This is a genomic window from Bifidobacterium choloepi (assembly GCF_010667615.1).
In the GTDB taxonomy this organism is placed as follows: domain Bacteria; phylum Actinomycetota; class Actinomycetes; order Actinomycetales; family Bifidobacteriaceae; genus Bifidobacterium; species Bifidobacterium choloepi.
This window is the reverse complement of record NZ_VYSG01000003.1, coordinates 89,571-102,147: the sequence shown is the minus strand read 5'-3', so window position 1 is coordinate 102,147 and position 12,577 is coordinate 89,571. Positions and strand designations below refer to the sequence as shown.

The following is a 12,577-nucleotide window of genomic DNA, read 5'->3' as shown; positions in this document are numbered from 1 at the left end:
GCCGCCTTCACACATTTACGCGGTCAAATCATTACAATCTCAGCAGGCACCGTCGCCCGTGAAAATCGACTTGATGGTCTTGAACATCAGCTTGAAATCGTAGAGCAAACCGCTGTTCTTGATGTATTCGGCGTCGAGGTCAGTCATTTCCTTGAACGTGGAGTTGGAACGGCTCGTGGCTTGCCACAGGCCTCCACAGCCGGGCTTCACGCGGAGTCGTTCGATGTCCTCTTCGTCGTAGGACAACACCTCCTTAGGCAGGGCCGGACGCGGTCCGATCAGGGCCATGTTGCCGATGAAGACATCCCACAACTGCGGGATCTCGTCGATCGAGTGCGCACGGATGAAGTTGCCGAGACCGGGGATAATGCGGGGATCGCGCTTGATCTTGAACAGCGGGCCGTCGGCCTGGTTCTCCTGCTGAAGCTGTTTGACCATCGCATGGGCATTTGGCACCATCGAGCGGAACTTGTGCATCTTGAAAATGCGGAAGGTACCGTCCTTGTTGAGTCGGCCAACGCGATACTGCGTATAAATAGGGCTTGCTCCAGGCGACTTGATGCAGATCGCGGCACACAGTATGGCACCCGGAATGCAAAGCACCACGAGGGCGGCGCCGCTGGCAATAAGATCAAACAGACGCTTTACAGTGCGATAGCCGCGACGGTTCAGATTCGGGCGAATCGTCAACCTCATCTGATCGAGATAGGCGATGGCTTCCTTATCGGTAACGAATTGCGGACGACTGTCTTCTGCAAAATCGTCGCTGTACGAAGAGGCAACCGGCGACTGTGTAGTGTCCGGAACCGAAATGATACCGGAGGTCTCGTCGATATTAACGGTGATGGGACTCGTGACTTCGCTGAGATTATCCTGAGACGAATCGTCCAAGTCGACGGCAGTACCGTCCGTAGACTCCGGACGACCAGCGATGGCCGCTTTCGCTTCCTTCACGACATCCGCCACGCTCAACGAGCCCGTGTCCACCTGCGCGACGGCCTGGGCAACTTTTCGTTGAATACGCGAACTGCGCATGAAGTCGCTCCTCCTCGTCACTGCTCAACTCTGCTTGTCGTCCCGTTGAATGGCAGTGCACAACTTCGTCTACCATGCGCGGCCGGCGAGCAAGCAGTCATACTCACCGACATGTTTTTACAGCCGAAGGAATCTATTGAATAGATTCCTTTAGTCTCTGTGAAAATACTAACAATTATTCAGAATATTTCCAGCGGCTTTTCCAATTCGGTACACGGAGATTTCGCGGAAATGTATAGGCGTTTCGGCGTTGAGGAGTTTGGCGGAACGCTTTTCAGATGCGATTGATAGTGCCAGCAGAAATGGCGAAGTGGCACTGCTTGCTTCAGTTTAACTGCAAACCGCAGTCCGCATTTCCTACGTAAAAAGATGCAATTTCGACGCAATGATGACAGCTGCGAGCGCCACGGATTTATCTAAGGGCGAGGAAATTTTTTATAGAAGACTGATAAAAACATACCGGCGAAAATGGGAACAGGCAACGACGAGCACGGCAATATTACTAGCACAATTCAAGACTGCAAGAAGTCGCTTACCTACTACGCGCGATTAATTAACTTTCGTCGTCGTTGCCCTCCCGGAGCATGTCGTTAGTCTATTCCGAGATCCGAATAGACAGAGGATCGATAGCAGAAGGGACCACTCTTGCCCCTCCTTCGATATTCCTTATCCGAATCCGGCCAATTATCCATAGCGTATTTCAAAAGAGCTTTCTTATACGGTATATGGATCGCGAGTGACTCCCGAAGGATCTTCGGGCATCTGTTTGGATCCATTGCCCTTTTCCCGTTGAGGTTCACTACAATGATTGGGAGTTTCCGAGCTAATGCCTGTTTAATCTCCCATGGAAGAAATTTCCTCAAGGCCGCTGTATGCTCTCCTAACAGTAAAATGAACATTTTACTGTTATCAAATCGTTTCAGCAGCTGTCGCTTGATGCTCTCCTCTGAACTTGTGTCTCTGGCATTATTCACATCATGCGCATCATAAAAATCAAATCCGCCGTTCGCTGCCCATGCTTTAAGCAGCCAATACCAAGCGATATCAACATCGCCATCAAAGGCCACGTATGTCTTGTTTCTATAAGCCATTATTTATCTCCTCCACACTAAGCTAATTGATTCATGAAGTTTTGCATCGCCACCCGGTCGATTGACTCATAACTATTTTCAGGTAGCACTATCCGCAAATTATTGGAAATGATCGTCGACCTCGATGAAAAAACGAAGGACGTGATAATAAGCCTGATCGAATCTTCTAAAGTCAAAAACGGCTTCAGCCGCGACATGCCCTGGCCAATGGCAGGAATAGCAATAGGTTCGCCATTCTCATTTTGCTGCACTTTTTCCCATAAAGAAGACAACGAGTTCCAAAGATAATCGATGCGAGAAGCAGCCGTGTTCGTTTCTGACATCTCAGTATATGCCACGAAATAAATGCGGCTATCCAGTCTCTTGGGACGAAGAACAGCTACAGTTCCGATAGGATATCGTTTTGTTTTACCTTCCTTTGCGATCTCCCCCACAGGGTCTTCGTTGCTTAGGGCTATTTCAATATCCTCATCCAAGCTTTGCAAATCATTGCTGTAAACCTTAGAGAGTACTTGTCCCTGAATACTGCTGGAAGCAATGATGCGGCTTTCTACATCGGTATCAAATGTCGTACAGGTTCCGACAACAATGCTGCAGTCTTGATCGAATAAATCACCCGAAACAATCTCGACTGTTGATCCGAACGAATATTCCTTCTTTGGAGGACGCTCCCGCGTAAGAAAAGCAGCAGCACCTAACGCAATAACAATAAAGACAAGAGTCAGTTTCCATCCCCTGAGAGGAAGAGAATCCCATACAAAGGACGCAAAATCCAGCACCAAACAAAGAGAACCAAATACACTAAAAAGCGCTGCTATGAACTTCTTCCAATAATTCCAGTGCTTTCTATACGAAATGAAGCGCTGTACTTTTCCAGTCATGCGAATTCCCTTCTTTCTTATGACACGTGTCTTCTCTCGGGGGTTCATTATTGCATACAAACGAATTGAATAAGGACCGCCCCATTCCAACTGGATTGACCACACAAATCCCACCACTACTGAAGCTGCTGGGGAATCGTTCCCAGTTAAACTACCGACCGATCGCCGTCTGTCCCATCCGGATCAACAAGACCACCGGCGAGCTGGAAGCCGAGCCCGACTACGATCTCATGCTGTCCGAAGTCCGCAAGAACTGGGACGAAAAGCTGCCGATCATGCGCTACGACGACAACCTGGTCTCGCGAATCGCGACGATGGGCGGACAGACCGTCATGATCACCGACATCCTCGAACGCTTCTCCGACAATCTCAACACGTTCGCGCTGCGGATGGAGACGATGAATCTGGAGATCGCGCTGACGACGTCGGCCGCCGACATTGCCGGCCATGTCACGACACTGCGCAACCTGCAGGGACTGTCCGTCATGACGATCACGCTGCCGCAATACTCGCCGGCGGCGATGGTGAAGAAGCGGGTGTTCGATATCATCGTCTCGACGATCGCGATCATCTGCTCGTCGCCGTTCATGCTCGTCATCGCGCTGGCGATCAAGATCGAGGACGGCGGACCGATCTTCTACAAGCAGGAACGCATCGGCAAGAACGGCAAGCCCTTCTACATCCACAAGTTCCGCTCCATGCGCGTCAACGCCGACGCCTACCTCGAACAGCTGCTCAAGGAGCAGGGCCAGGAAATGGGCGCCCGCTACAAGCTCAAGACCGACCCGCGCATCACGCGGGTCGGCAACTTCATCCGCAAGACCAGCCTCGACGAGCTGCCGCAGTTCTTCGACTCGTTCATCGGCACCATGTCCGTCGTCGGGCCCCGGCCGCAGCGCCAGTTCGAGGTCGACGAATACGACCAGGTGTACGCAACGCGGCTTTTGGTCAAGCCGGGAATTACCGGGCCGTGGCAGACCTCGGGACGCTCCGACCTCAACGAGGAGGAAAGCCGCCAGCTCGACGTCGCCTACGTGCAGTACTGGTCGATACTCGGGGACATCAACTACATCCTGCGGACGGTGGGAGTGATGCTCAACCCGAGGGGAGCGTACTGAGGAAGGCCGGTTCTTGTCGATTCGCGAAGGTAAAGTCCGATTCCTGCGGGACTTTACTCGCTGGCTGGTGCTCCTACCGCTTCGCGGCTGCACCGCTTAGCGACTCCCTATGAAGAGGGAAGTCTAGACTCTGGATACCAGTACCAATATTCGAACATTTGTTCTATAATGAAAGGGCCGAATTCGTCGCCGTGGCGAGTTCGGCTCTTGCGCTTACGATGGTGAACATGAGGAAAGGCGGCGAGGATGGATCAACGCACATTGCGCGATGAAAACGTCGCGCTGCTCGCCCTGCTTCAGGGATACGGCAAGAATCGTTCATGGAGCGCACTGGCCGGCGAATGCCTGCTTGAAGGCAGCGCAATGAGCGTGCTGAATCGTTACGCCAATCCCCAACGCAGCGATACCGAACCCATTTTCCAGCCATCACTCTTCGACGACGATGCCCCAACCGAACCTGTCAATCTGACCGACATGTTGAATACAGCAGCACGGCAGTGGAACGAATGGCAGCAGCAGGGGCTGCAAGCCGTCACCATTTTCGACGACGACTACCCCACGCCAATACGTTCCGTGATCGACGCTCCTCCCCTGCTGTTCTACCGTGGAACACTGCGTCAGGACGATCCGGGCGTAAGCGTGGTCGGATCGCGCAACTGCACGCCCGAAGGCATGGCGTTCGCCCGCGAAACCGCACGATTGCTCGTCTCGCGAGGGCTGACTGTCATTGCCGGTCTTGCCAAGGGAATCGACACCTTCGCCCACCAAACTGCACTGCAAGAGGGCGGCCGAACTGTCGCGTTCATAGGCACCGGCATCGATCGGTACTATCCGAAGACCAATCAGGAGCTGCAGGACGAGATCGCCGACAAGGGGCTGGTGCTGTCGCAGTTCCTTCCGGGGAGTCCGGCGACGCGCTTCTCGTTCCCGATGCGCAACGCGCTGATCTCCGGGTACGGCATCGCCAGCGTCATCGTCGAGGCTTCCGAACGCTCGGGCACACGCATTCAGGCACGGCAGGCAATGCGTCATGGGCGCCCGATCATCCTGCGCGACGCCGTGGTCGAGAATACCAAGTGGGCGAAGGAATACGTCGGCAAGCCTGGCGTCTTCGTCGTCTCGTCGCCCGCTGAGGTGGGGCGGACACTCGATACCCTAGAGCAAAGCGAACAGTATCTTGACAACGTAATTAACCAGCTGCTTCCAGACGGAGCGGTGCGATGATGCTGCCCACGCCGGAGGAGCGCGGAGCGTACGAAGAAACGCTTTGGCGTCAAATCGGCAACATCTGCAAGCCGGTGCATTATCACAGCAAGCACTCGCTCCGCTGCCCCACCTGCGGCGGTCCGAAAGAGGGAGGAGCTGTCGAATGCAACGGATGCGCCGCACTCAGTAGGCAATGCATGCAGTTCTCCGGTTCGAATGACGCCTCGTTGCTGGCCGATAGGGTGCGTATTGCCAATTATGCACTGAACAGCAATTCTGGCAACAATCCGAATTGGGCGCCGGGATATTCGCAGATGCTCCGCATCATGTATGACTACAAGACACATGACGACAAGGAAGCGGCGCGGCGCGAATCAACGAAGTCTCAACGCATACTTCAGTGGCTGCTGGTAGATGCTTTCATCATGCACTGGGACTGCCTGACTTCAATCGCCAATGGCGTTTATCCGACGGCATGGGCGACCGTACCGTCTTCCAAGAGCAGCCCCCGATACGGACATCCTCATCCTCTCAACCTGCTCGTCCGTTCCCTGTTCGCTCCTACGGGAATACCCGAGTTGGCCATTCCCGAAATCCAACTTCAAGCGACACAGGTGAAGCAGCATCGGTCGTTCAATCCGGACGCATTTGCCATTGCCGATTCGCCTACGCCAGATAAGCTGAACCACGTTATTCTCATCGAAGATACGTGGACATCGGGCGCAAGCGTGCAGTCAGCGGCAGCCCAGTTAAAATTGCACGGAGCACGGGAAGTCACGATCTTTTGCCTCGCGCGCATTGTCAACCAGACGTATGCCGACAGTATTGATCCACATATCTTCGATGCAATTGCAAATTCCTCGTGTGGCACAACCTTCTGCCCATGGGATCCGAAACGACACGGGATGAGGTGAACTTTCACCGGGGCCACGAGCACAACGGTAGTAGTTGACTGGTGTATTGCTGCGACTGCTGGAGACAAGACGGATAACGAAAGATTACTCAGTCGTCACATGGGAAGGAGCGGAACCTTGAAGGCGCTCGATGTTGCCAATTGTCTCATCGACCATTACGGACAGGGCGGCGACATGACCAGCTTGCGGATCAATAGGCTGGTGTATTTCGCGCAGGCGGTTTCCCTCCAGCAGTTCCACCAGCCTCTCTTCGACGACGCTATTCAGGCGTGGCAAGACGGACCCGTGCAGCCCGATGTCTATCATGCGTTCCAGCGGTACGGGAGGGGTTGCGTTCGGGCGACGGAAGAATCGTACACGGTGACGCCGCTGCTGGAAGACGTTGCTGAAACGCTGATGAATTCCTATGGCCAGCTGTCAACGTTTGACTTGGTGCGGCTGGCGCACGGCGACGGAAGCGCGTGGAGCAATGTCTACGACGGCAGCCGCGACGTCGCTGTCATCACTGACCGCGACATTCTCGATTCTGTTGACGGCAAGCCCAACGACCGCCTGCGCAGCCACACGCTGACGGAGGGGTTCGAGCATGCCATGCAGAAGTGGCCCAATACGATGAAGCTGCTGGAGGACGACTAGAATCTCCCCGCGAACGTAGGTGCTTTCTTTTTCCTGTATGGCAGCGCTGCCCTCTTTAGGCAATTGACTTCATGGCTGGTTACTCTCACTGACTCGCAGCTGCGCCGCTCGCCGACTCCCTCTGAAGAGGGAGTCTTGTACTCAATATCGCGCACAAGGGTCCGAGAAAATCCGGCTACCGCTCGCTGTTCTGTCGCAGCCACATCACGCGGTGAGATTCAGAGGTTGTCGCGCACGGTGGCGATAACGTAATGGTTGCGCTGGTTGATGACCGGATCGGCAAGCATGGCGTCGAGGGTCATCCAGCGGCAGCGATGACCGGCAACTTCAAATTCAGTGTCCGACGATTCCCAGGACGACGGCATGGACGACAGATTGCCTTCGTAGAAGCGATAGGCGTAGTGGCGCAGTTCGCCACCGTGTTCCGTCGATTTCTTGGATTCCTCGCCGGTTGTCTTGAGATGCAGCGTGCAATCACCGACCGGGACGTCGAATTGAGTGTTCAGGTAGTTGATCAGGTCGCGGGAATCGTCCTCGATATCCGGCGTCGACCGGCGATTCGGGAAGAACCAGCAGCCCCATCCTTCATCCCAGTACACGAAGAGCTCGTTGGATCGGCCGGCCAATGGCTTGCGCATGGCGACAATCGAGCTGCTCACAATATTCATGGCGGCGATCTCCTTATACAGCGTTTTTGTGGTGTACCGACAACAGCAGAGGCCGATAACCCCGTATCCCACAACGATAACCCCAACCGCAAACAGTACAATGCGCCATACGCAGTTCTCTACTGCCAATGCCTCGGGAAGATAGAAGATACCCGCTATGATCGTCAGCACGTTCTCCCACACCGGCTTCAACCCGATCATGTTCTTGCGGTTGGCAAGCACCAGTTTCAGGTCATGTTCCCGAATCGTCAACATCGCCGTCTCCCTTCATCACCATTAACATCGAGATACCGACGGGTCGTCATCCCCATTGACACCCAACAGTCTTTCCACCCTTAAACCACGACGTTCAGCGAGCGCGGGGATTCTGATTGTACCGGACAAAAAATCGACCAACTGCAGACATCGCCGTCATGCCGCGGCATTGCTGCGAACTGAAGCGTTTCCCGATGTGCACGATCTCGCATACGCTCGCACATGAAGGCCCGACTTCAGTTCTTCACCTCAGCGGAACCAGAAACGCGCAGAACTTTTCGAAGACTTCTCGCCTGCACATAGGGCACAATCATGGCTGCGAAGGCAATGCGCGAGGCTTTTTGCCGACAGCGTCGGTCAAACGGTAGATTAGAAGGGCTTTTGGCATGCCTATTAACCGACGACGTCGGCAAATAGGCGCATTTCAAGGCGTTTTCGCGCGGCATTTTACCGATGCAGTCCGGTCATTTGACACGTATAACGGTCGTTTAATCTACCGATTGACCGTAGCTCGTCGGCAAAAGACCTCTCTACAAGGATTCGGGGCGTATTGACGAAAAAATTTTTCATAGCGGCAGCAGATGGCACCTTACGGTGTACGACGTCTTCCCTACCGGACTTCTGAGCGATATATGATCCAATTTGGGCTGATTGACTCCCACCTGCTCGCGGCTTTGCCGCTCGCCGACTCCCTTCAGGGAGGGAGCTTGAACTGGCATCGGTCACTGCCCCCGTTCGGCGTATTGGCGTTCGGTGGCGGCCTTGTCGGGGCGCCACCAGGATTCGTGGGTGGTGTACCACTGGATGGTGTCGGTCAGGCCGGCGAGGAAGTCGGTGTGCCGCGGTTGCCAGCCGAGCTCGGTGCGGAGCTTCGTGGGGTCGATGGCGTAGCGGCGATCGTGACCGGGGCGGTCGCGAACCCAGTCGAAATCATCCTCGGGCCGGCCCATCGCGCGCAGGATCGCGCGGAGAACCGACAGGTTGTCGCGCTCGCCGTCGGCGCCGACGAGGTACGTCTCCCCCGGCATCCCCTTCGTCAGCACCGTCCAGACGGCAGACGAGTGGTCGTCGGTGTGGATCCAGTCGCGCACGTTGCGGCCGTCGCCGTACAGCTTGGGCCGGCGCCCATCGAGCAGGTTGGTGATCTGGCGCGGAATGAATTTCTCGACGTGCTGAAACGGCCCGTAGTTGTTCGAGCAGTTCGAAATCGTGACGTCGAGGCCGTACGTGCGGTGCCACGCGCGCACGAGCATGTCACTCGACGCCTTCGTCGACGAGTACGGACTCGACGGGCGGTACGGCGAACTTTCAGTGAACCGCTCGGGGCTGTCGAGCGGCAGGTCGCCGAACACCTCGTCGGTGCTGACGTGGTGGAAGCGGATGTTGGCCGCTCTTGCAGCCTCCAGTAACGCGACGGTGCCGTCGACGTTCGTGTGGACGAACGGCCGCGGATCGGCGATCGAGTTGTCGTTGTGCGATTCGGCCGCGAAGTGGACAATCGCGTCATGGCCGGGAACGATGCGCTCCAACAGGGCGGTGTCGCAGATGTCGCCGCGGACGAAGGCGACTTGCTTGTCATCGTCCAGCAGCGGCTGGATGTTCGCGAGATTGCCGGCGTAGGTGAGCTTGTCGAGCACCGTGATGTGCACGTCGGGATGGTGCCGATGCACATAGTGCACAAAGTTCGACCCGATGAATCCGCAGCCACCGGTCACGAGAATATTGCGCGGCCGAAACTCGACCTCGCGCGTGCGCGTACCGTCCATCTCGCGTCTCCCCCTGTCGTCCTTGTCAGCCTGAAACCAAGAGTAGCCGGGCTGCTGGAACGGTTTTCGAGTGGAGGGGCCTGCTAACGCAGGCCCCTCCACTCGAAAACCGCTTGCGCTCGCGAGGAATGCTCGCTATGCGTTGTAGTCCAGGCTCAGGAAGCCGGTGTCGGCGAGGTAGAGCTTGCCGACGGCCAGGTCGTACTGGACCAGGCGGTAGTCGTCCAGCAGTTCCAGCGCGCGCTCGGACAGCTCGTCCTCCGGAATCACCTCGCCGTCGGAGCCGACGATCGTCAGCTTGTCGCTGGCGCCCCACTGGCCGTGACCGACCGAGATGCGCGCCATCGCCGGCACCTCCTCATGCAGGGCCGTCAGCAGCGCCAGATACGGGGACACATAGGCGTCCATGTGCTCGGCGGCCTGGGCCATGAAGAAGTTGGACGACGTGATGGCGGACGAATCGTCAGAATTCTTGGCGTTTGCCGACGACGACGCCTCGTTCGACCAGATGAAATATTCGGTCTCGTGCAGCAGCAGGTCGTTCTCCTCGTCGGCGGCGGCCGTCGAGTAGATGCCCGGCAGGTGGTCGCCGTAGAAGACGACGGTGATCGGCTTGTCGATGGCGTCGAGCTCGTCGAGGAACCAGGCCGTCGCGTCGTCGGTCAGCTGCATGCCCTTCGTGAACGTCTCGATGTTCGTGCGCTCGCCGTCGGTCGTGATGCCGGTCGACGTGTTGCCGTCGCCGGCGAACTGGTTGTCGTCGTACCAGTCGCTGTACGGCATGTGGTTCTGCATCGTGATGAGCTCGATGAACTGGTTCGTCTCGAGGTCGGTGTTCTTCAGCCCCTCGATGACCTCCTCGTAGATTGCGAGGTCGGAGACGTTCTCGGCGCGGTCGATCTGGCCCTCGTTCGCGATCGGGTCGTCGGTCGAGTCGAGCGTGCGCAGGCTGGAGAAGCCGAACGTGTTGTAGTTCGTGTTGCGCAGGTAGAAGTTCTGGTAGTACGGGTGGTACGCGATCGAGACCTCGTCGGTGCCGTACGCCTCGTTCCACATCTGGTTGAACGAGAAGAACTCGCTGCCGTTCGGCAGCAGCTGCTGATACGGCGACAGCAGGCTCTCGTTGAAGTTCGAGAGGTTGAGGCCAGTCATCTGCTGGAACTCGATGTTCGCCGTGCCGCCGCCGTACGTCGGCGCGACCATCAGGCCGGACGTCGTCTCGTCCATCACCTCGCGGATGTCGTCGATCGGATCTTCCGTGAAGGAGATGCCGGGGACGCGCGTCGGATCGGCGAACGATTCGGACAGGATGAAGATGACCGTGCTGTCGGTCAGGACCGCGCTGCGGCCGGCGTTGATCTCGTCGGCGGCGGCCGCGTACTTGTCGGCGAGCGCCGTCATCGCGGCCTGCGAGTAGCCTTCGGGCTTGTCCATCGCGTCGACGTCGAGCAGCGACAGGAACGTCGTCAGCGAGCCGTTGCGGCCGGCGTCGTTGACAGTGTCCCACAGCGCCGGCGAGTAGCCGAAGCTGTCCTCGACGAACGTGCGCAGCTTCGAGTTGACGTCGGCGAGGCCGGCGGCGTAGCCGAGCAGCAGGCCGACGGCGACGATCGGCGCGACGATTCGCGCGACCAGGCCGGCCAGCGCGCGACGGCCGCGGGACGTCTGGAGGGCGCGCTTGCGCGGCGCCGGGGTCTCGGCGATGTGCTTGCCGGCGGCGACGTTGGCGGTGCCGGCGACGCTGGCGGTGGCGTTGCTGCCGGCCGGATCGTCCGCACCGGCGGAGCCGGACGCGGCGGCGAGGTGCTTCCTGCCGCCGAGCGGGTGGATCCAGCTGCAGGGGATGACGCCGCGACGGCGATCCAGGAACTGCAGCACGAGGCAGATCGCGACGAAGACGACGAGGCGCTTGACAGCGACGCCGATCATGGCTTCGGCGTCTTCGGGGATGAACGACATGATGCTGTCGCTCACTTCGCCGCCCGATCCCATCATCATCAGGTCGCTCGGGATGACCGGCTCGTTGCGCAGGCCGATCTTGATCTTGTTGGCGAGCGCGAGCACGCTCATCAGCGTGCCGAACACGGCCGTCGAGATCCAGAACCGGTTGATCAGCGTCGCGATGACGAGGTAGACGAGCGCGAGCGCGATGAAGTTCAGGCAGTACGCGCCGCCCGGAATGTCCTCGTAGACGGCCTGCCACACCTGCGTGAAGAAGCCGAGGCCGGCGCTCGGATCGTACTGCGCCGACGTGCGCACGCTCCAGATCTGCAGCATGTCCATCGTCGCGATCATCGCGACGGCCACGAGCAGGTACAGGCCGATCGACAGCTTCGGTCGCCTCGACCAGAGCTGGTAGAACTTCGTCGCCGTGTAGCGATCCCACTGCGTGCGGACGGCGGCGGTCGCCGTGCGGAACGGCTTCGTCGCGGTGCCGACGGCCGTACGGAAGCGGCCGCCCGTCGCGCCGGCAGCGCCGGCCGCTGACGCGGCCGGGTCGACCCCCAGCCTCGCTTCGCTCGGCAGCTCCCTTCCGGGGAGCTCGGCACCGGTTGCGTCCACGGGCTGCGTTTCGGCGGCGACGAACTCGTCGTCTTCGGCGTAGGCCAGGTCGTCGGCGGAGACGGGCGAATCGTACGAATTGGAGGAATCGTACGCGGAAGAAGAATGAATGCCGTCGTTGTTGGCGAACGGCTGGCCGGCAGCCTGCTTGCTGTCCGGCTTCGGATCGGTGGACCGATCGTCGAGACGACGGTTGGTACCGGTCTGCATGACTGGCTCCCCTTTCGAGCGTGCGGCCGGCGTCCGGCGCACCTGCTGCGCCGCCGTGTCGGCGAGTTCGACTATTGAACGACTCATCCAATACGCCGCGCAACGGGGGTATTCCAGTCTCCACAAGACCTTCGTGAAGTGCAGGGAAAGTACAAAAACAAGATGTCACAAAAGGAAAAAGCTCCCTGGAAGGGAGCTGCCGAGCGAAGCGAGGCTGAGGGTCGACTTACGGAAC

The 12,577-nt window shown here is 57.9% G+C and carries 10 protein-coding genes; 4 read left to right on the top strand and 6 right to left on the bottom strand.

Going from position 1 to position 12,577, the window contains the following annotated elements; translation table 11 throughout:
• Positions 1-39 precede the first annotated feature (39 nt).
• From F6S87_RS07000 to F6S87_RS06990, 3 genes are all read right to left on the bottom strand, one after another.
• Entirely contained in the window at positions 40-1,035 is a 996-nt protein-coding gene (locus F6S87_RS07000; RefSeq protein WP_196779158.1) for a sugar transferase, read from the bottom strand.
• A 590-nt stretch (positions 1,036-1,625) separates the two neighbouring features.
• Positions 1,626-2,126 carry a TIR domain-containing protein gene (locus tag F6S87_RS06995; protein ID WP_163227942.1) on the bottom strand — a complete coding sequence of 167 codons (501 nt, stop codon included), beginning with the start codon at positions 2,124-2,126 and terminating at the stop codon, positions 1,626-1,628.
• Between the two features lie 17 nt (positions 2,127-2,143).
• Positions 2,144-3,007 carry a macro domain-containing protein gene (locus F6S87_RS06990; protein ID WP_163227941.1) on the bottom strand — a complete coding sequence of 288 codons (864 nt, stop codon included), beginning with the start codon at positions 3,005-3,007 and terminating at the stop codon, positions 2,144-2,146.
• 95 nt (positions 3,008-3,102) lie between these two features.
• Between F6S87_RS06990 and F6S87_RS06985 the strand changes: the two genes are divergently transcribed.
• From F6S87_RS06985 to F6S87_RS06970, 4 genes are all read left to right on the top strand, one after another.
• Positions 3,103-4,125: a sugar transferase gene (locus F6S87_RS06985; protein WP_231129432.1), complete on the top strand. Its 1,023-nt coding sequence runs from the start codon at positions 3,103-3,105 to the stop codon at positions 4,123-4,125.
• A gap of 246 nt (positions 4,126-4,371) precedes the next feature.
• A complete protein-coding gene (locus tag F6S87_RS06980) occupies positions 4,372-5,349 on the top strand; it encodes a DNA-processing protein DprA (RefSeq protein ID WP_163227939.1) in 978 nt (325 codons plus the stop codon).
• Entirely contained in the window at positions 5,346-6,245 is a 900-nt protein-coding gene (locus F6S87_RS06975) for a hypothetical protein (protein WP_163227938.1), read from the top strand. The genes F6S87_RS06980 and F6S87_RS06975 overlap by 4 nt, the downstream gene beginning before the upstream one ends.
• A gap of 117 nt (positions 6,246-6,362) precedes the next feature.
• On the top strand, positions 6,363-6,881 hold the full coding sequence (locus tag F6S87_RS06970) for a Panacea domain-containing protein (protein ID WP_163227937.1): 519 nt from the start codon (positions 6,363-6,365) through the stop codon (positions 6,879-6,881).
• A 218-nt stretch (positions 6,882-7,099) separates the two neighbouring features.
• Here F6S87_RS06970 and F6S87_RS06965 read toward each other — a convergent pair whose 3' ends face one another.
• The 3 genes from F6S87_RS06965 to F6S87_RS06955 form a co-directional block, all read right to left on the bottom strand.
• Positions 7,100-7,804 (bottom strand): hypothetical protein, encoded by a 705-nt coding sequence (locus tag F6S87_RS06965; RefSeq protein ID WP_163227936.1) that lies wholly within the window; start codon positions 7,802-7,804, stop codon positions 7,100-7,102.
• A gap of 722 nt (positions 7,805-8,526) precedes the next feature.
• The gene (gene rfbB / locus F6S87_RS06960; protein WP_163227935.1) at positions 8,527-9,570 is read right to left on the bottom strand and encodes a dTDP-glucose 4,6-dehydratase; all 1,044 of its coding nucleotides are present in this window, start codon (positions 9,568-9,570) and stop codon (positions 8,527-8,529) included.
• A gap of 135 nt (positions 9,571-9,705) precedes the next feature.
• The gene (locus F6S87_RS06955) at positions 9,706-12,429 is read right to left on the bottom strand and encodes an LTA synthase family protein (protein WP_163227934.1); all 2,724 of its coding nucleotides are present in this window, start codon (positions 12,427-12,429) and stop codon (positions 9,706-9,708) included.
• Positions 12,430-12,577 lie beyond the last annotated feature (148 nt).